Source organism: Saccharomonospora piscinae (assembly GCF_005862235.1).
Classification (GTDB): Bacteria; Actinomycetota; Actinomycetes; order Mycobacteriales; family Pseudonocardiaceae; genus Saccharomonospora; species Saccharomonospora piscinae.
The window spans coordinates 129,507-148,425 of the sequence record NZ_VCEK01000006.1 but is presented as its reverse complement, the minus strand read 5'-3'; the positions used below and the strand labels follow the sequence as shown (position 1 = coordinate 148,425).

The following is an 18,919-nucleotide window of genomic DNA, read 5'->3' as shown; positions in this document are numbered from 1 at the left end:
ATGAGCCGGATGACGCGGTCCATGGCGACGGTGTGCCTGTCGGGCACGCTGGAGGACAAGCTCGACGCCGCCGCGGCGGCCGGTTTCGACGGCGTCGAGATCTTCGAAAGCGACCTCGTCTCGTCGCCCTGGTCACCGGAGCGCATCCGGGAGCACTGCGCGGAGTCGGGGCTGTCGGTCGAGATGTACCAGCCGTTCCGGGACTTCGAGGCCGTCGGCCCGGAGATTCTGGCCCGCAACCTGCGGCGGGCCGAGCGCAAGTTCGATCTCATGCAGCGCCTCGGCACCGATCTGCTGCTGGTGTGCTCGTCGACCTCGCCCGAGGCCGCGGCCGACGACGATCTCGCCGCCGAGCACCTGCGCACCCTGGCCGAGCACGCCGCCGAACGCGGCCTGCGGATCGCCTACGAGGCGCTGGCGTGGGGTCGCCACGTCGACACCTGGGAACACTCGGCCGAGATCGTGCGCCGTGCCGACCATCCCGCGCTCGGGCTCTGCCTGGACAGTTTCCACGTGCTCTCCCGCGCGCAACGCGATCCCGAGGTCACCGATCCCGCCGGAGTGGCCCGCATCCCGGGCGGGAAGGTGTTCTTCCTGCAACTGGCCGACGCGCCCTACCTCGAGACCGACGTCCTGCAGTGGAGCAGGCACCACCGGCTGTTCCCCGGGCAGGGCTCGTTCGCGCTGGCCGAGTTCACCGCCGCCGTGCTCGCCGCGGGCTATCGTGGCCCGCTGTCGCTGGAGGTGTTCAACGACGTCTACCGCCAGGCCGAACCCGGCAGGGTGGCCGTGGACGCCATGCGCTCGCTCATCGCGCTGGAGGAGGAGGTCGGGCGGCGCGCCGACGGCCCGGAGCGGGAACGGGTCACGCTGACCGCGCCGCCGCAGGCGCCGGAACTGGCGGGGATCGCCTTCGCCGAACTCGCCGTCGACGCCGAGTGGGGCCACCGCATCGCGCGGGTGCTGGCCGCGATGGGCTTCGCGCATCGGGGAGAGCACCGCTCCAAGCCGGTGCAGCTCTGGCAGCAGGGCGATGCGCGCATCCTGCTGAACTTCGGTGCCGAGCAGGACACCGCCGTCAGCGCCATCGCCGTCGAGACGGCGGACCCGGAGGCGTCGGCGCTGCGGGCGGAGGCGTTGCTGGCACCCCGGCTGCCGCGCACCCCCGGCCCCGCGGAGGCCGATCTCAGCGCGGTCGCGGCACCGGACGGCACGGAGGTGTTCTTCTGCCGCACCGGCGCCGACAGCACCGGCTGGCTCAGTGACTTCGTGCTCACCGGTGCGGCGCTGGACACCCCCACCGCGCTGACGCGCCTCGACCACGTGGCGCTGGCCCAGCCCTTCGACCACTTCGACGAGGCCACGCTGTTCTACCGCGCGGTGCTCGGCCTCGCACCGCGCCACGACAGCGAGTTCGCCGCCCCGTTCGGACTCGTGCGCCACCGCGCCGTGACCGACCCCGGTGGACGGGTGCGGCTCGCGCTGCACGGCACCGTGCTCCGGCGTGGTGAGTGGGCGCCGGGAGTGCCCGACCCGCAGCACGTGGCGCTGGCCACCGACGACATCATCGCCAGTGCTCGGGCGATGCGCGCGAGGGGAGTGCCGCTGCTGTCCATTCCGGACAACTACTACGACGACCTGGAGGCGCGGCTCGACCTCGATCCGGCGCTGGTGGCAGAGCTGCGTGAGTGCCAGGTGCTCTACGACCGCGACGCCGACGGCGAGTTCTTCCACTGCCACACCGAGGTGCTCGGCGGCCGGGTGTTCTTCGAGGTCGTGCAGCGCACCGGCGGCTATGCGGGCTACGGAGCGGTCAACGCCCCGGTCCGGATGGCCGCGCACCGGGCCGCTCGGCGCGGGTAGGGCGCCGCGAAGGCCACCTTCACTGCGCGAGACGCAGCGAGGGTGGCCTTCACTGCACGGGTCTGCCCGGCACCGAGCGGGACGAGCGCGCCGAGTCGTAGTCGCGGCGGGCCCGCTCGACGGCGGGCAGGTGATCCGACCAGTTGGCGAGCGCTGCGAACAGCGGCCCAAGGCTTCGTCCCAGCTCGCTGATCTCGTACTCGACTCGGGGCGGGACCTCGGGATAGTAGGTCCGCATGACAAGGCCGTCGCGTTCGAGTTGCCGCAGGCGCTGGGTGAGCACCTTCGGCGTAATCGTCGCGATGCGGCGTTCCAGTTCGACGAACCGTTGGCGCCCGTGTTCGTGCAGCGTCCACAGGATTGGTGTCGTCCAGCGGCTGAAGACGATGTCGACCACGTCGGTGATCGGACAGGCTGCTACCGGAGCTACACCGGACGTGGTTCGCGTCACAGTCACCCTCACTTTCCTCTAGGTACCTACTAGCCAGCCCACAGTACTGTCGCCCGGTCCGTACCGCAGACTCGAGACAGGGGACGACATGATCGTGGTGACGGGAGCGACGGGTAACGTCGGAAGGCCGCTGGTGCGCGCTCTCGCGGAGGCGGGCGAGCGGGTGACCGCAGTCGCGCGGCGGATCACTGAGGTGCCGGAGGGGGTTCGGTGCTGTGAGGCCGATCTCTTCGAACCCGAGTCGCTCAGGGTCGCGCTTGAGAAAGCGCGGGATCTGTTCCTGCTGACTCCCGGGAGCTTCATGGCCGCTGGTGGGCGACTCGGCGGCCTGCTCGATATCGTCCGAAGCTCGGGGGTGCAGCGAGTCGTCCTGCTTTCCTCACAAGGGGTGGCGACGCAACGGCATTCCCAGGACATCGAAGACGCGGTCGTGCGTTCGGGTCTGGAATGGACGATTCTGCGTCCGTCCGGTTTCTATTCCAATGCCCTGCGATGGAGCGAGGAGGTCCGCGCACGCCGGGTGGTCAGGGCGCCGTTCGGTGATGTCGGGTTGCCGCTCGTCGATCCGGCGGACGTCGCCGAAGTCGCTGCTGTCGCACTGCGCTGCACCGGGTACGAACGGCGCACCCATACCCTCACAGGGCCGGAGGCGATCTCGCCTCGTATGCAGGCGGCGGTGATCGGGGCCGCACTGGCGGAGCCGGTGCGATTCGCCGAGCAGAGCCGCGCTGAGGCGAGAGAGATGATGCTGCGGGGGATGCCGGAGCCGGTCGTCGAAACCACGCTGGACATCCTGGGTGAGCCCACCCGTACCGAGCAACTTGTGAACCCCGAGATCAACTCGTTACTCGGTCGGCGCGCGCGCACGTTCGCCGAGTGGACCTCCCGTGCGCTCGCAGCCTTCAAGTGACCTTCCCCATCAACTCTCAGGAGCCAACCATGCCTGCCGTCAACGTCCTCGACTCGATCGTGTCCTACCGCGAGGCGGGTGCGGGCCAGCCCATCGTCTTCCTTCACGGCAATCCCACGTCGTCGTACCTGTGGCGGCATGTCCTGACTGCCATGGGCCCTGCCGGGCGCGTGCTGGCCCCCGACCTGATCGGCATGGGCGAGTCCGGTAAACCGGACATCGCCTACACATTCGACGACCATGCCCGGTATCTCGCCGCCTGGCTCGACGCCCTGAAGCTGGACAGTGTCGTCCTGGTCGGCCACGACTGGGGCGGTGCGCTGGCTTGCGACTGGGCCGCACGGAATCCCGACCGGATACGCGGGCTCGCTCTCACCGAGGCGATCGTCAAACCGATGTCGTGGCGGGAGTTCCCCGAAGGCGGGCGGGAAATGTTCCGCTTGCTGAAGACCCCTGGGGTCGGTGAGGAAATGGTTCTCGAGCGCAACGTGTTCGTGGACGAAGTACTGCCGGCGACGGTCGCCACCCCGTTGTCCACGGCGGACCTGGATGTGTACCGGGCGCCGTATCCCACGCCGGCGACTCGGCGTCCGCTGTTGCAGTGGCCGCGGTCCATGCCGCTCGGCGGAGACCCCGCCGATGTCGTGGCGAGGGTCGAGTACTACGACCGTTGGTTGGCGACCAGTTCCGACGTGCCGAAGCTGCTCGTCACGTTCCAGCATGGGCCGGGGACGATGATGGGGCCGGACATGATCGCCTGGTGTGCCGAGAACATCGCCGGGCTTGACATCGTGGAGCACGACCTCGTCGCGGGTCATCACACCCCGGAAGACCAGCCGGACGCCATCGGCGGGTCACTGGTCGCATGGCTGGACGAGCACGGGTTGTGCTCCCCGCGCTCCCGTCCTCACGGCGCCACGAAGGGTTCGGCGTCGTAGGCGTCGTGCAAGAGGCGCGCGAACTCCGGGGCGACGGGCAGGGGCACCTCGGCGAACCGCCGCACCGCGATTCCCGGCGTCCACGAGTTCATCACCACCGCCCCGGCGAGCGCGGGCAGGTTCGCCGACGTGACGTCCTGCTCGCGCTGTGGCACACCGAGGTGGTCCAGCTGCCTGCGGACGATGCCCATCGTGACGCCCGGCAGCACCGCCGCTCGCGGCCACACCACCGAGTGCCCGTCCCAGAAGGCCAGGTTCCAGATGGTGGCCTCACCGATCCTGCCTCGCCGGTCGACGAACGCGGCGTCGTCGTGTCCGCGGGCGGTGGCCTCGCGCAGGTAGTAGGTCTTGGCGGCTTCGCCGACGTGTTTGATGCCGGGAAGCAGCCGCTCGTGTCCGACCAAGTCGAGTGACAGCGGCCCTGCGGGAGGCGTGGCGGGCGGGCCGAGCCGCACCAGCAGGTCGAGGTCGCCGTCGGCGGCCGTGAACTCGCCCGCGGTGGAGAACACGGTCGCCGTGAGCGACACGGCGCCTCCGGGTCCCGCCGCCAGTGCCGTCCGGAGCCGGTGGCGCACCAGCTCGTCGGGAAGCGCGCTGCCGAACAGGTCCCGGGACGCCGACCGCAGGCGATGCAGATGCAGGTCCAACCCGCGGACGCCATCGGAGCTCACCTGCATCGCGGTGAAGTGGGCGTAGCCGGCGAACGCCAGCGGGGCCAGGTTCTCGGCGGTGGCCGGGTGGCCGCCGCGCTGGGCGAGTGTGGTCATGCCCGCAGTGTGGAGCCTGACATCGGTGTCAGGCTCAAGCCGCTGTGTCCACGCTCACGGGACCGCTACCGTGCCCACCGCCGAGCCGGGCGCCGCCCCGGATCGTCCGCTCGGGGCGGTGCAGCGAAGGCCACCTTGACTGCGTGAGACGCAGCGAGGGTGGCCTTCGCGGCACCACACCCGCCGTCACACCCGTGCGCCGCTGACGTTCAGCATGATCGAGTAGACGGCGGTGGTCGCGGTCACGTACAGCACGGTGCGCCGGGGACCGCCGAAGGTGAGGTTGGAGCAGACCTGCGGCAGTGTCAGCTTGCCCAGCAGGGTGCCGTCGTCGCCGAAGCAGTGCAGACCGTCGTGGGCCGCCGCCCACAGTCGCCCGTGCTCGTCGAGCCGGATACCGTCGAACGTCCCCGCGGTGCAGTCGGCGAACACGTCGCCGCCGCCGAGCGCACCGTCGTCGCCCACGGAGAAGCGGCGGATGTGCTTGCGCCGCGTGTCGACGACGAACAGCGTCCGCTCGTCGGCCGAGAACGCGAGCCCGTTGGGCCGCACGAGGTCGTCGGCCACCCGGGTGACCTTCCCGCCGGGAGCGACGCGGTAGACGTGGCAGCCGTCGATCTCGGGCTCGGCGCGGTGGCCCTCGTAGTCGCTGTCGATGCCGTAACTGGGGTCGGTGAACCACAGCGAACCGTCGGAGTGCTCCACGACGTCGTTGGGACTGTTGAACCGGAGCCCTCGCCAGCGTTCGGCGAGCACGGTCAGGCGGCCGTCGGGTTCGACCCGGGTGAGCCTGCGGTGGCCCTGTTCACAACGGACGAGCCTGCCGGCGCGGTCGATCGTGTGTCCGTTGACGTGGCCTGCGGGCTGCTGCCACACGCCGACGGCGCCGGTGGTCTCGTCCCATCGCAACACGCGGTCGTTGGGGATGTCGCTGAACACCAGGCAGCGCCACGCGGGCGAGTACGCGGGGCCCTCCACCCACCGGCCGCCGTCGAAGATCCGTTCGACGACTCTGTCGCCGCCCGTGCCACGGAAGCGTTCGTCGTGGACCTCGAACTCCGCCGGAATGCGGTCGCTCGCCGTCGTCCTCATGACCTTTCCCTCCTGTACCATCTGGTACATGCTGATGTCGCGGACTGTCACCGATCTTCCCGCCCAGCGCCTCTGGGACGTGTTGTCGGATCTGGAGTCTTGGCCGGAATGGCTGCCCACAGTGGACCAGCTGGTGCCCGACGTCCCCGGTGGGCCGCACGGCGTGGGCACCCGCTGTGTCGTCGTGCAGCCGAGGCTGGGCCGGGCGCGCTGGACCGTCACCGAGTGGAATCCGGGCCACGGCTTCACCTGGACGTCCTCGTGGGGCGGCAGCACCACCACCGGTACCCACGAGATCATCCCGCTGGCCGACGGGCGCAGCGAGGTGGTGCTCGGCATCACCTGGAGCGGCCCGCTGGCCCGGCTCGCCCGCGCCCTTGTCGGGCGGCTCACCCGGCAGTACCTCGACACGGAGGCGGGCGCGCTGGTGGAGCGCGCGGCGCGGCCTGAGCCCGGCGCTCACCCGCCCTCGTGACGCAGGGCCCTGAGCACGGGGGCGTAGAGCGTCTCCTTGATGGTCGCGAGCGCGGCGCTCGCCCTGCCCGCCTGGGACGCGGCGAGTGCGAGCGCGGTCTCGCGCAGTTCCGCCTCACCGGCCACCCGGTCGACGATCCCCGCCGCGAGCGCGTCCTCGCCGCCGTAGCGGCGGCCGGTCGTCATGGCCGCGTGCGCGGTCTGCGGTGTGAGGCGCGCCTGGATCAGCGCGGACATGCCCGGTGAGAACGGCAGGCCGAGGTCGGCCTCCGGCAGGCACCAGAACCCCCGGTCGGCGCGCATGATGCGGAAGTCGTGCGCCAGCGTGAACATCGCGCCCGCGGCGAATGCGTGGCCCTGCACGACCGCGGTGGTGACCAGCGGCAGCGTCAGGACCCTGGCGAGCAGCCGCTCCACCGAGGCCAGGTAGTCCGAGAACCGGTCGGGGTGGGCTGACGCCCACTCCAGGTCCAGCCCGTTCGAGAAGAACTTCCCGTCGGCGACGGTCACCAGCGCACGCGGGCCCTCGGCCGTGGCGACCTTGTCGAGGGCCGCCTCGGTCTCGGCGATCCAGCCGAGGTGGAAGCGGTTCTCGCCTGCTCCGAGATCGAGAACGGCGACGTCGGCGTGCTGGGTCAGGATGGGCATGGTGGTCCTTCGGGAAGCTGGGGAGAGGGTCAGGTCGTCTCAGCGGCTCCCCATCGGCGCAGCGCGTCACCGAGCGTGCCGGGATCGGGCCCGGCCCAGGCGACGTGGCCATCGGGGCGGACGAGTGTCGCGGTGTCCGCACCGGAGACCGGGAGTTGCGGGAGACCGTCGGGCACGGGAAACGACGGGTCGGCGACGAGAACGAACCGGCCACCGCGCAGCGCCTCGTAGAGCCGGGTGCCGTCGTCGGCGACGACGTCGCCCGCCCGTGTTCCGACGAGTTTGTGGGCCCCGTTCGGCCTGCCGTAGGAGATCCCGATCCCGCTCTGCCGCAACGGCAGCTGGCGTCCCACCTTCGGCAGCGCGAGCAACTTCGGTGCCGCGAACTCGCGCACCGAGCGGGCGACGGGGGAGCGCAGCATGGCCGCGCGCAGCATCCCGCCGCTCATGCGCAGCACCATGCGGCCCACCGCGTGCCGCTCGCGTTCGTAGGTGTCGAGCAGTTCCTCGCCGCCCCTGCCGCGCAGCGCGGCGGCCAGCTTCCAGCCGAGGTTCGCCGCGTCCTGCAGTCCGGTGTTCATCCCCATGCCGCCCGCGGGGGAATGCACGTGAGCGGCGTCGCCCGCGAGGAACACCCGCCCGAGCCGGTAGTGCTCGGCCTGCCGCTCCTCGCTGTGAAACCGCGACATCCACCGTGGGCCGTGCATGCCGAAGTCGGTGCCGAACACGTGGCGCGCGACCGTGGCGATCTCGTCGAGGCGCACGGGCGCGTCGTCCGGCAGTTCGTTGCGGGCATCTCGCGCGATGACGCGGTACCAGCCGTCGCCGTAGGGCACGACGAAGCAGAACCCGTGCTGCCCGCCGTCCACGGTGAGCTGGTCGGCGGGCGGGTCGGTCATCCGGACGTCGGCGAGCATGAGCGACCGCACGACGGCCCTACCGGGAAACGGGACGCCGAGTTGCTCGCGCACCGTGCTGTGGTGGCCGTCGGTGCCGACGACGTAGGTGGCCCGCTCGATGTGGGGCTCCCCGGCGGGGTCGACGGCACCGACCTCCACCCGGTCGGGATGCGAGCGCACGCTGCGCACCTGGGCGCCACGCCGCACCGTGACACCGAGGTCCGACGCGCGCTTCTCCAGCACGCGCTCCACCTCGTACTGCGGTGTGACGACCATGTAGGGAAACCGGCTGGGCAGGCTCGACAGGTCGACGGAGACGTTGCCGAAAAGGCGGAACCGGTCCACCCGGTTTCCGGTGGCGAGCAACGGCTCGGCGAGTCCTCGCGCGTCGAACTGCTCCAGGCTGCGGGAGTGGACGACGAACGCGCGGGTGAGGTTGGACTCCTGGGTGCGGCGTTCCAGCACGGTGACGTCGGCGCCCGCTTCCGCGAGATCACCCGCGAGAAGCAGTCCGGTCGGGCCGGAACCCACGACGATCACGTCGGTCATCGGCGGCCTCCACTGTGGGGGGTGGGCAACATGGGAAACATCGTCGTTGGACTCATGCGGTGCTCTCGGCGGACGGCGCCAGTACCAGGTCGGCGAACTGGTGCAGGGCGTCGTCCACCTCGGCGGTGTCGCCGGAGAGCAGGAGATCGAAGAGCAGGCCGCGCGCGACGGCCAGCCCGAGCCGGGCGTGCCGGCGCGCCGAGTCCGGAGAGTGTCCCGCCCGCCGCAGGATGCGGGTCAGCGTGTCGAGCCATGGTGCGATCAGCGAGCCGCGCAGCGTTCTCGCGTGGGGCTGTCCCTGCATCGCGTGCGACGACAGCTCGAAGAACAGCGGGCCGTACCGCTGGGCGGCGTCGCTGACCACCGTCCAGAAGCGGGACACGGCGTCGCGGAGCGGAAGGTCCTGCGCCTCCAGCTCGGCGAGCGTGTCCCGCTCCCGCTGCTCCATGACGGTGACGACCTCGGCGAGCAGTCCCTCGCGGGAGCCGAAGTGGTAGATCAGCATCCGGTGGCTCGTGCCGATCGCGCTCGCGAGGCCGCGCACGCTGTGGTCGGTCACGCCGTGGTCGGCGAAGTGTTCGATCGCCCGGCTCAGGAGCCGGTCGCGTCCCGTGGTGGCCGGGTCGGTCATGTACCGAATGGTACAACCGGGTGAGAGTGGAGAACGATGACGGTGGTCACATCCGACCGCTACGCTGTGCGGCGAACACCGACGACCGCAGCCCCGGGAGCCTGCCCATGTCGCTGGAGATCGCCGATCACTGGGCCTCCCTGGTCTCCGCGCTCGTCGGAGTGGTGGGGATCGTGCTGACGGCGGTCGGCCTGCGCAGGCAGCGCTCGGCCGTGCCGCCGCCCCCCGAGCCTCCGCCGGTGACCGGACTTGCCGACACCGCCGACACCGGCGACACCGGCGACCGGCCGAGGCTCTACGTCCCGGAGCGTCACGAGTTCGTGCCCGGTCCCGAACACCTGCCCGGTGGGCCACAGCCCCAGGGGTGGATGGACACCGGGGCCCCGCGCGCCCCGCGCGACGGTGGAGGACTGCTGTCCTGGGGCGCGGCTCTGGTCGTGCTGTCGGTGGTGGCGATCGTCGTGCTCGCTCTGGTGTGAGGCACCGAGCGCTCGTCACACGGAGGCCGCCACCTCGCCCAGCGGCGCCGTGGTGTCGGCCAGCAGTGCCGCGTCCACCTCGGCGTGGCCACGGATCATCCGCTGGACGGGCTCGATGCCGTCGTCCCAGCGGTTGACGTGCAACCCGGCCACCACCCGGCCGTCGGCCAGCCAGAACGCGTGGAAGGAGTCGGCGTCCACGTCGCCGCGCAGCACCACGCGGTGAGCCCGGCGCGGGTCCACGAACCCGGCGAACTCCATGCCGACGTCGTACTGGTCGGTGAAGAAGAACGGCAGGTCGTCGTACGGCTCGCCGCGCTCCAGCACCGCACGGGCCGCCGAGGGCCCCATCCCCAGCGCCGCGGCCCAGTGCTCGACGCGCACGTGCCCGCCGTACCAGGGCCGGTAGGCGCTGGCGACGTCACCGGCCGCGTGGATGCGCGGATCGCTCGTGCGCAGGTACTCGTCCACCACCACCCCGTCGGACACGGCCAGCCCGCAGCCCCGCGCCAGCGAGGTGTTGGGCCGCACCCCGATGCCCACCACCACGGTGTCGGCGGCGATGTCGTCACCGGCGTCGGTACTCACGCCGATCACCCGGCCGTCGGAACCCACCAGTGCGGTGGGGCGGTGTCCGGTGCGGACCTCCACGCCGTGCCTGCGATGCAGGTCCCCGAAATAGGCGCCCAGCTCGGAGCCCAGCGCCGAGGCCAGCGGCACGTCCTGCGCCTCCAGCACCGTGACCTCACAGCCGTAGCGGCGGGCCGCCGCGGCCACCTCCAGCCCGATCCATCCTGCGCCGATCACCGCGACCCTGCCCCCGGCGCGCAGGGCGTCGCGCAGCCGCTCGGAGTCCCCGACCTCCCGCAGGTAGTGCACTCCCGCGAGTTCCGCCCCCGGCAGCGACAGTCGTCGCGGGCTCGCGCCGGTGGTGAGCACCAGCGCCGAGTACGGCACCCGCCTGCCGTCCGCCAGTTCGACCTCGTGCGTGTCCCGGTGTATCTCGACCGCCGCGGTGCCGAGCAGCAGTTCGACGTCGTTGTCGGCGTACCAGTCTTCGTCGTGGACGGCCAGGCTCGCGCGCTCGGCGTCGCCCTGGAGGTACTCCTTCGACAGCGGCGGACGCTCGTAGGGCAGATCGGGCTCGGCGCCGATCAGGATCACCCGGCCCGAGAACCCCTCGGTGCGCAACTCCTCGGCGGCCTTCGCTCCCGCGAGGCTCGCGCCGATGATCGTGACGGTGCCGGTCGTCATGCCCATCACCGCCTTCGTGGTGTGGCAGGGAAACGGTCACGATCCGAGTACCCGGCGCGCACGCGCGCAACCCGCGCGCGCCGGTGACGGCGGCGTCGCGGGTCACGTCCTGCCCGCGACGCGGGCGGTGAGCGCGGCGGCCGTGGCACGGACCTCGGCCGCCCGCTCGAGCCAGTCCCGCCCGCACGGGGTCTCGCCGTCGCAGGCGTGGCGGAACGTCACGCTGATCGCGGCGATGGGCCTGCCGTCGGGGTTGAACACGGGCGCGGCGACCGAGGCGAAGCCTTCGGTGACGAAGCCGTCCTCCACCGTCCAGCCGCGCCGCCGCTCGGCCGCGAGCAGGCGGCGCAGCGCGGGCAGGTCGCCGGGCCCCCTGCCGGTGCGGCGCACGAACGTCCCCGGCAGCAGGGCCCGGACCTGGGCCGCGGGCAGGTGCGCGAGGATCGCGCGCCCCGACGCGGGCAGCTGCGCCGGCAGCCGGACGCCGATCTCGGTGACGAGTCCCAGCGGCCAGCGCGGCTGTTCGCGCACCAGGTACAGCGTCTCCGCGCCGTGCAGTACCCCGAGGTGGGCGGTCAGATCCAGCCGCGATACCAGCCGCCGCAGCAGCGGCCGGGCGAGCCGTTCCAGCGGGTCGTGCCGCAGGTAGGCCGACCCGACCTCGAACGCGGCGACGCCGAGCCCGTACCGGCGTTCCTCGGGCAGGTGGGTCGCGAAGCCCGCGGCGACCAGCTCCGACAGCAGGTGGTAGGTCGTCGAGCGAGGAAGTCCCAACTCACGGGCCACGGCGGTGGCCGTGACGGGCTCCGCCTTCGCGGCGAGCACGCGCAGTACCGAAAGGCCGCGCCGCAGTGCGGGCACGTCACTGCTGCGCCCCACCGCACACCTCCTCCCGGTCTGGTATCCCAGACAGTCTCCCTCCTCGGGGTCTCGCCCGCGAACCCCGCGCGGGGTGTGATGGGGACATGCGAGCAGTACCCCTCGGTCTCACCCCGCCGACGCGCGAGCAGGTCGTCGCCGTGGCCCGCGACGGCGCGCCCGTAGAGGTGACGCCCGAGGCCATGAAGGCGGTGACGGAGGCGCGCGCCCACGTGGCCGCGCTGGCGTCCTCACCCCGCCCGACCTACGGCGTGTCCACCGGCTTCGGTGCGCTGGCCGTGAAGTACATCCCCGCCGAACGGCGCGCGCAGCTCCAGCGGTCGCTGGTGCGCTCGCACGCGGCCGGAGCGGGCCCCGAGGTGGAGCGGGAGGTCGTGCGCGCGCTCGCGTTGCTGCGGCTGCGCACGCTCACCACCGGCCACACCGGCGTGCGGCCCGAGACGGTGCGGGCGATGGCCGGGCTGCTCAACGCCGGGATCGTGCCCGTGGTGCACGAGTACGGCTCACTCGGGTGTTCCGGCGACCTCGCGCCGCTGTCGGCTGTCGCGCTGGCCCTCGTCGGCGAGGGCGAGGTCCGCGACGCCGGCGGTGTCCTCCGGCCCGCCGCCGACGCCCTCGCCGACGCGGGGCTCACCCCGGTCGGACTCGGTGAGAAGGAGGGGCTGGCGCTCATCAACGGCACCGACGGCATGCTCGGCATGCTGGTGCTCGCCCTGGCCGACCTGCGCCTGCTGCTCGACACGGCGGATCTCACGGCCGCCATGAGTGTCGAGGGCCTGCTCGGCACCGACCGCGCGTTCGCCGCCGACCTCCAGGCGCTGCGGCCCCATCCGGGACAGGCGGTCTCCGCCGAGCGGATGACCCGGTTCCTCGCCGCGTCCGAGATCGTGGCGAGTCACCGTGGCCCGGACTGCACCCGCGTGCAGGACGCGTACTCGCTGCGGTGCGCACCGCAGGTCCACGGCGCCGCGCGCGACACGATGGCGCACGCCGAGACGGTGGCCGACCGCGAACTCGCGGCCGTGGTGGACAACCCGGTGGTCCTGGCCGACGGCCGGGTCGAGTCCAACGGCAACTTCCACGGTGCCCCGCTGGCCTACGTGCTCGACTTCCTCGCCGTGGCCGTCGCCGACGTGGCGAGCATGGCCGAGCGCCGCACCGACCGTCAGCTCGACGTCGCGCGCTCGCAGGGCCTGCCGCCGTTCCTCGCCGACGACCCGGGCGTCGACTCGGGGCAGATGATCGCCCACTACACCCAGGCGTCGATCGTGGCCGAGCTCAAGCGCCTCGCCGTGCCCGCCTCCGTCGACTCGATCCCCACCAGCGCCATGCAGGAGGACCACGTGTCGATGGGCTGGTCCGCCGCCCGCAAGCTGCGCCGAGCCGTCGACGGGCTCGCCACCGTGCTGGGCGTCGAACTCCTCACCGCCGCGCGGGCCCTCGACCTGCGCGCCCCGCTGACGCCCGCGCCCGCCACCGCCGCCGCGCTCACCGCGCTGCGCTCCCACGTGCCGGGGCCGGGTCCCGACCGCCACCTGGCGCCGGACATCGCCGCCGCCACCGATCTGGTCCGCCACGGCACCGCGCTGCGGGCCGCCGAACGGGCCTGGGGGGAGCAGACATGAGCACACCCGTCACCGCCGCACGCGGCACCGCGTTGACCGCACGGTCGTGGTCCACCGAGGCCGCCCTGCGCATGCTGCACAACAACCTCGACCCCGAGGTGGCCGAACGGCCCGAGGACCTCGTCGTCTACGGCGGCACCGGCAAGGCCGCCCGCGACTGGCCGAGCTTCCACGCCCTCACGCGGGAGCTGACCGACCTGCGCGAGGACGAGACGCTGCTGGTGCAGTCGGGCCGCCCGGTCGGAGTGCTGCGCACCCACGAGTGGGCGCCCCGGGTGCTGCTCGCCAACGCCAACCTCGTGCCCGACTGGGCGAGCTGGCCCGAGTTCCGCAGGCTCGACGCGCTGGGCCTGACGATGTACGGGCAGATGACGGCAGGGTCGTGGATCTACATCGGCACGCAGGGCATCCTGCAGGGCACCTACGAGACCTTCGCCGCCGTGGCCGAGAAGCGGTTCGGCGGCTCCCTGCGCGGGACGGTGACGGTGACGGCGGGCCTCGGGGGCATGGGGGGCGCGCAGCCGCTGGCCGTCACCATGAACGAGGGCGTGGCTCTGGTCGTGGAGTGCGACGCCGAGCGGGCCCACCGGCGGGTGGCGACCCGCTACCTCGACGAGGTGGACTCCGATCTGGACAGTGCGATCCGGACCGTCGAGCGCGCGCGGCGCGGGGGTGAGCCGCTGTCGGTCGCGGTGATCGGCAACGCCGCCGAGATCCTGCCGGAGCTGCTGCGCCGGGGTGTCGAGGTGGACATCGTCACCGACCAGACCTCGGCCCACGACCCGCTGGCCTACCTGCCGAAGGGTGTCGCGCCGGAGGACTGGGGCGACTACGCCGCCGCCAAGCCCGACGAGTTCACCGACCGGGCCCGCGAGTCGATGGCCGAGCACGTCGAGGCGATGCTCGGCTTCCTCGACGCGGGCGCCGAGGTCTTCGACTACGGCAACTCGCTGCGGGAGGAGGCGCGGCTCGGTGGCTGCGCGCGGGCGTTCGACTACCCCGGCTTCGTTCCCGCCTACATCCGGCCGCTGTTCTGCGAGGGCAAGGGCCCGTTCCGCTGGGCCGCGCTGTCCGGCGACCCCGCCGACATCGCGGCCACCGACCGCGCCGTGCTGGAGCTGTTCGGCGACGACGACCGCCTGGCCCGCTGGATCCGGATGGCGGGGGAGCGGGTGGCGTTCCAGGGCCTGCCCGCGCGCATCTGCTGGCTCGGCTACGGCGAGCGCGACCGCGCGGGGCAGCGGTTCAACGACATGGTCGCGAGCGGTGAGCTGTCCGCTCCGGTGGTGATCGGGCGCGACCACCTCGACTGCGGCTCCGTCGCCTCCCCTTACCGTGAGACCGAGGGCATGGCCGACGGCTCCGACGCCATCGCCGACTGGCCGTTGCTCAACGCGCTCGTGAACACGGCCTCCGGAGCGACGTGGGTGTCGCTGCACCACGGCGGCGGTGTCGGCATGGGCCGCTCCATCCACGCCGGGCAGGTCACCGTCGCCGACGGGACCGAGCTGGCCGCCCGCAAGCTCGACCGCGTGCTCACCAACGACCCCGCCACGGGAGTGTTGCGGCACGCCGACGCCGGGTACGGGCGGGCCGTCGAGGTGGCGGACGGGCGGGGGCTGCGGGTGCCGATGCGCGCGGGCGAGGACCTCGCGTGAGCCGCGCGGTGCCGCTGCTGGACGCGCTCGCCGACGTGGGAGCCGACCGCGTCCGGGGCGGCTACTCCCGGCATGGCTTCGACCGCACGGACCACACCCTGCGGGAGTGGTTCACCGGCGAGGCCGAAGCCAGGGGACTCGACGTCGACGTCGACCGCAACGGCAACCTGTGGGCGTGGTGGGGCACGCCCGGGCCCGGCGCCGTCGTCACCGGCAGCCACCTCGACTCCGTGCCCGGTGGTGGTGCCTTCGACGGGCCGCTCGGTGTCGTGTCGGCCCTGGCGGCCGTGGACGTGCTGCGCGCGCGGGGATTCGTCCCAGCGAAGCCGGTGGCGCTCGTGGTGTTCGCCGAGGAGGAAGGCGGGCGCTTCGGCGTGCCCTGCCTGGGTTCGCGGTTGCTGGCCGGGACGCTCGACGCCGAACATGCCCGCGCGCTGCGCGATCCGGACGGCGTCACGCTGGCGGAGGCCGTGCGCGCCACGGGCCTCGATCCGGCCACGCTCGGCCGCGACGACGAGAGCCTGGCCCGGGTGGGCTGCTTCGTGGAACTGCACGTGGAGCAGGGCCGGGGGCTCGTGGACCTCGGCGCGCCGGTCGGAGTGGCCGAGTCGATCCTCGCGCACGGCCGGTGGCGGCTGACGTTGCACGGCGAGGGCAACCACGCCGGGGCGACCGCGCTGGCCGACCGCGCCGACCCCATGCTGCCCGCCGCGTCGCTGGTGCTGGCGGCGCGCCGGGCCGCGGCGTCGGTGCCCGGCGCGCGGGCGACCGTCGGCCGCCTCGTGCCCACCCCGGGCGGCACCAACGTCATCCCCTCCACAGTGGATGCCTGGCTCGACGCCCGCGCGAGCGACGGGCCCGGAACCCGGCGGGTCGTCGAGGACGTCGTGGCGGCGGCCAGGGAGGCGGCCGAGGCCGAGGGCTGCACGCTCTCCGTGCGGGAGGAGTCCTACGGCGGCACCGTCACCTTCGACGCCGGACTGCGCGAGGTCGTGTCGGGCGCGCTCGGCGGTGTGCCCGCCCTGCCCACCGGAGCGGGCCACGACGCGGGCGTGCTCGCCGCGCGGGTGCCCACCGCGATGCTGTTCGTGCGCAACCCCACCGGCGTGAGCCACGCCCCGGCCGAGCACGCCGAGGCCGACGACTGCGAAGCCGGTGTCACCGCGCTGGCGCGGGCGCTCGCCCACCTCGCGGGGCCGTCGTGCTGAGGTACTGGTGCGAGCGGGCGTGGCTGCCCGACGGCGTGACCGACGGGGTCCTCGTGACCGTCGAAGCCGGCACGATCACCGAGGTCCGCCGGGCACCGGCCGAACCCGGGGCGATCCGGCTGCCCGGCGTCGTGCTGCCCGGGTTCGCCGACGCGCACTCCCACGCCTTCCACCGCGCCCTGCGAGGGCGCACTCACCACGGGCGGGGCACCTTCTGGACCTGGCGGGAGGCGATGTACCGGCTGGCGGAGCGCCTCGACCCGGACTCCTACCACCGGCTCGCCCGCGCCGTCTACGGCGAGCTGGCACTGGCCGGAGTCTCGTGCGTCGGCGAGTTCCACTACCTGCACCACGCCGCCGACGGCCGCCCCTACGCCGAGGCCAACGCGATGGGCGAGGCGTTGCGGCAGGCCGCCGCCGACGCGGGTATCCGGCTCACACTGCTCGACACCTGCTACCTCACCGGGGCCATCGGCGAGCCGCTGGCCGGAGTGCAGCGCCGGTTCGGTGACGGCGACGTCGCGGCCTGGCACGCACGGGTGTCGGCGCTGCCCGAGGATGCCAGCACGCGGGTCGGTGCGGCTGTCCACTCGGTGCGCGCCGTGCCCGCCGGGGCGCTGCCCGAGCTGGGTGCCGCCCTGCCGGGGCGGCCACTGCACGTCCACGTCAGCGAGCAACCGGCCGAGAACGAGGCGTGCCGCGCGGCGTATGGGTGCGGCCCCGTCGCCCTGCTCGCCGACACGGGTGTGCTCTCGCCGCGCACGACAGCGGTCCACGCCACGCACCTCGATGCCCGGGACATCGCCACGCTCGGCGCGAGCGGCTCGGCCGTGTGCTGCTGCCCGACCACGGAGGCCGATCTCGCCGACGGCATCGGACCGATGCGTGAGCTGGCCGAGGCCGGGTGCGCCGTCGTCCTCGGCAGTGACCAGCACGCCGTGGCCGACCCGCTGGCCGAACTGCGGGCACTGGAGTACGGCGAGCGCCTGCGTACCGGGCAGCGCGGCCGGTTCGGCCCCGGCGAGCTGGTGGCCGCCGCCACCAGCGACGGGCATGCCGCGCTCGGCTGGCCCGAGGCGGGGCGCATCGCCACCGGCGCACCGGGTGACCTGGTGGCGGTGCGCGACGACACCCCCGCGACCGCGGGGGCCCTGCCCGCGCAGCTCCCGCTCGCGGCCTCCGCCGCCGACCTCGCCACCGTGGTGGTCGGCGGCAGGGTCGTGGCCCGCGACGGGGTCCACACCATGCTGGGTGACGTGGGCGCGCTGCTGGCGGAGGAGATCGGGAGGCTGTGGGCGTGACCGAGGGAACCGCGACACTCGTCACCGGAATCGCCGAACTGACGACGAACGACGCCGAACTCGGCCTCCTCGCCGACGCGGCGCTGGTGCTGTCCGGCGAACGCGTGGTCTGGGCCGGTCCGGCGCGGCAGGCCCCCGCCGCCGACGAGCGCGTCGACGTCGAGGGACGTGCCGTGCTGCCGGGGTGGGTGGACAGCCACACCCACCTCGTGTTCGCGGGCGAGCGTTCCGCCGAGTTCGCGGCCCGGCTGGCCGGGCAGCCGTACGGAGCGGGCGGCATCGCGACCACGGTGGCGGCCACCCGCGCCGCCTCCGATGCCGTGCTGGCGGCGACGCTGCGCCGTCTCGTGGCGGAGGCGCTCCGGCAGGGCACGACCTGCCTGGAGACCAAGACCGGGTACGGCCTCACCACCGCCGAGGAGGTGCGGGCGGCCCGCCTGGCGGCCGAGCACGTCGACGAGGTCACGTTCCTGGGCGCGCACGTCGTCCCGCCGGACTGGCAGGGCACGGCGGGGGACTACGCCGCGCTCGTCGGCGGGGAGATGCTCGACGCCGTCACGCCGTTCGTGCGGTGGGCCGACGTGTTCTGCGAGCGCGGAGCGTTCGACGCCGACGCCACCCGTAGCGTGCTGAGTGCCGCCGCGCGCGCGGGACTGGGGCTGCGGGTCCACGGCAACCAGCTCGGCCACGGCCCCGGAGCCGCGCTCGCCGTCGAGTACGGGGCGGCCAGCGTGGACCACTGCACCTACCTGAGCGATTCCGATGTGGACGCTTTGGCGGCGTCGGACACGGTGGCGACGCTGCTTCCGGCGTGCGATTTGTCCACGCGGCAGCCGCTGCCGGACGCACGCAGGCTGCTCGACGCCGGAGTCACCGTGGCCCTCGCGTCGAACTGCAATCCCGGCTCGTCGTACACGACGTCGATGGCGTTCTGCGTGGCCACGGCGGTGTTGCAGCAGGCCATGACCGTCGCCGAGGCCGTGCGCGCCGCCACCTGGGGCGGGGCGCGGGCGCTGCGGCGCGAACGGGGCGACGGCGCGGTGGGGGTGCTGTGCCCCGGCGCGCGCGCCGACGTCCACGTGCTCGACGCGCCGTCGGCGGCGCACCTGGCCTACCGCCCCGGAGTCCCGCTGACCCACGCCGTGTGGCGCCGAGGCACCAGGGAGGTCTGACCCGAAGCCGTGTCCGCAGGCTGCGTAGCCGTGTCCGCAGGTTGTGTGGCCGTGTCCGCAGCCTGCGTAGCCGTGTCCGCAGGTTGTGTAGCCGTGTCCGCGGTTCCCGTAGTTCGGCGGG

At 73.1% G+C, this 18,919-nt stretch carries 18 protein-coding genes; 10 read left to right on the top strand and 8 right to left on the bottom strand.

Features of this window, described 5'->3' with window-relative positions; all coding sequences use genetic code 11:
- Positions 1-9 precede the first annotated feature (9 nt).
- Positions 10-1,863, top strand: coding sequence for a bifunctional sugar phosphate isomerase/epimerase/4-hydroxyphenylpyruvate dioxygenase family protein (locus tag FFT09_RS21325; RefSeq protein ID WP_138383801.1), 1,854 nt, complete (start codon positions 10-12; stop codon positions 1,861-1,863).
- 49 nt (positions 1,864-1,912) lie between these two features.
- On the opposite strand, the gene FFT09_RS21320 is transcribed toward FFT09_RS21325, so the two are convergent.
- On the bottom strand, positions 1,913-2,314 hold the full coding sequence (locus FFT09_RS21320) for a winged helix-turn-helix transcriptional regulator (RefSeq protein ID WP_138383800.1): 402 nt from the start codon (positions 2,312-2,314) through the stop codon (positions 1,913-1,915).
- A gap of 88 nt (positions 2,315-2,402) precedes the next feature.
- Between FFT09_RS21320 and FFT09_RS21315 the strand changes: the two genes are divergently transcribed.
- Complete coding sequence (locus FFT09_RS21315; RefSeq protein ID WP_138383799.1) at positions 2,403-3,224, top strand: SDR family oxidoreductase; 822 nt, start codon at positions 2,403-2,405, stop codon at positions 3,222-3,224.
- Positions 3,221-4,162, top strand: coding sequence for a haloalkane dehalogenase (locus FFT09_RS21310; protein WP_244231452.1), 942 nt, complete (start codon positions 3,221-3,223; stop codon positions 4,160-4,162). The genes FFT09_RS21315 and FFT09_RS21310 overlap by 4 nt, the downstream gene beginning before the upstream one ends.
- On the opposite strand, the gene FFT09_RS21305 is transcribed toward FFT09_RS21310, so the two are convergent.
- Both FFT09_RS21305 and FFT09_RS21300 read right to left on the bottom strand, forming a co-directional pair.
- Positions 4,132-4,929 (bottom strand): aminotransferase class IV family protein, encoded by a 798-nt coding sequence (locus tag FFT09_RS21305; protein WP_138383798.1) that lies wholly within the window; start codon positions 4,927-4,929, stop codon positions 4,132-4,134. The two genes, FFT09_RS21310 and FFT09_RS21305, sit on opposite strands and share 31 nt — an antisense overlap.
- A gap of 186 nt (positions 4,930-5,115) precedes the next feature.
- Positions 5,116-6,021, bottom strand: coding sequence for an SMP-30/gluconolactonase/LRE family protein (locus FFT09_RS21300; RefSeq protein WP_081190447.1), 906 nt, complete (start codon positions 6,019-6,021; stop codon positions 5,116-5,118).
- A gap of 28 nt (positions 6,022-6,049) precedes the next feature.
- Between FFT09_RS21300 and FFT09_RS21295 the strand changes: the two genes are divergently transcribed.
- Entirely contained in the window at positions 6,050-6,496 is a 447-nt protein-coding gene (locus FFT09_RS21295; protein ID WP_167305421.1) for an SRPBCC family protein, read from the top strand.
- On the opposite strand, the gene FFT09_RS21290 is transcribed toward FFT09_RS21295, so the two are convergent.
- Genes FFT09_RS21290 through FFT09_RS21280 form a run of 3 tightly spaced genes read right to left on the bottom strand, consistent with a single transcriptional unit; the run spans position 6,481 to position 9,222 of the window.
- Entirely contained in the window at positions 6,481-7,143 is a 663-nt protein-coding gene (locus FFT09_RS21290; RefSeq protein ID WP_138383796.1) for an enoyl-CoA hydratase-related protein, read from the bottom strand. The two genes, FFT09_RS21295 and FFT09_RS21290, sit on opposite strands and share 16 nt — an antisense overlap.
- A gap of 29 nt (positions 7,144-7,172) precedes the next feature.
- On the bottom strand, positions 7,173-8,591 hold the full coding sequence (locus FFT09_RS21285; protein ID WP_138383795.1) for an FAD-dependent monooxygenase: 1,419 nt from the start codon (positions 8,589-8,591) through the stop codon (positions 7,173-7,175).
- A gap of 52 nt (positions 8,592-8,643) precedes the next feature.
- Positions 8,644-9,222, bottom strand: a complete 579-nt coding sequence (locus tag FFT09_RS21280) for a TetR/AcrR family transcriptional regulator (protein ID WP_081190444.1) — start codon at positions 9,220-9,222, stop codon at positions 8,644-8,646.
- A gap of 107 nt (positions 9,223-9,329) precedes the next feature.
- Here FFT09_RS21280 and FFT09_RS21275 point away from each other — a divergent pair, with 107 nt between their 5' ends.
- The gene (locus tag FFT09_RS21275) at positions 9,330-9,701 is read left to right on the top strand and encodes a hypothetical protein (RefSeq protein WP_138383794.1); all 372 of its coding nucleotides are present in this window, start codon (positions 9,330-9,332) and stop codon (positions 9,699-9,701) included.
- A 15-nt stretch (positions 9,702-9,716) separates the two neighbouring features.
- On the opposite strand, the gene FFT09_RS21270 is transcribed toward FFT09_RS21275, so the two are convergent.
- Both FFT09_RS21270 and FFT09_RS21265 read right to left on the bottom strand, forming a co-directional pair.
- Positions 9,717-10,955: an NAD(P)/FAD-dependent oxidoreductase gene (locus tag FFT09_RS21270; RefSeq protein ID WP_138383793.1), complete on the bottom strand. Its 1,239-nt coding sequence runs from the start codon at positions 10,953-10,955 to the stop codon at positions 9,717-9,719.
- 102 nt (positions 10,956-11,057) lie between these two features.
- A complete protein-coding gene (locus FFT09_RS21265) occupies positions 11,058-11,834 on the bottom strand; it encodes an IclR family transcriptional regulator (protein ID WP_138383792.1) in 777 nt (258 codons plus the stop codon).
- Between the two features lie 86 nt (positions 11,835-11,920).
- Between FFT09_RS21265 and hutH the strand changes: the two genes are divergently transcribed.
- Genes hutH through hutI form a run of 5 tightly spaced genes read left to right on the top strand, consistent with a single transcriptional unit; the run spans position 11,921 to position 18,798 of the window.
- A complete protein-coding gene (gene hutH / locus FFT09_RS21260) occupies positions 11,921-13,459 on the top strand; it encodes a histidine ammonia-lyase (RefSeq protein ID WP_138383791.1) in 1,539 nt (512 codons plus the stop codon).
- Positions 13,456-15,117 carry a urocanate hydratase gene (gene hutU, locus FFT09_RS21255; protein WP_138383790.1) on the top strand — a complete coding sequence of 554 codons (1,662 nt, stop codon included), beginning with the start codon at positions 13,456-13,458 and terminating at the stop codon, positions 15,115-15,117. The genes hutH and hutU overlap by 4 nt, the downstream gene beginning before the upstream one ends.
- Complete coding sequence (locus FFT09_RS21250; RefSeq protein WP_138383789.1) at positions 15,114-16,325, top strand: allantoate amidohydrolase; 1,212 nt, start codon at positions 15,114-15,116, stop codon at positions 16,323-16,325. The genes hutU and FFT09_RS21250 overlap by 4 nt, the downstream gene beginning before the upstream one ends.
- On the top strand, positions 16,319-17,626 hold the full coding sequence (locus FFT09_RS21245; protein ID WP_138383788.1) for a formimidoylglutamate deiminase: 1,308 nt from the start codon (positions 16,319-16,321) through the stop codon (positions 17,624-17,626). The genes FFT09_RS21250 and FFT09_RS21245 overlap by 7 nt, the downstream gene beginning before the upstream one ends.
- Complete coding sequence (hutI, locus tag FFT09_RS21240; protein WP_138383787.1) at positions 17,623-18,798, top strand: imidazolonepropionase; 1,176 nt, start codon at positions 17,623-17,625, stop codon at positions 18,796-18,798. The genes FFT09_RS21245 and hutI overlap by 4 nt, the downstream gene beginning before the upstream one ends.
- Positions 18,799-18,919 lie beyond the last annotated feature (121 nt).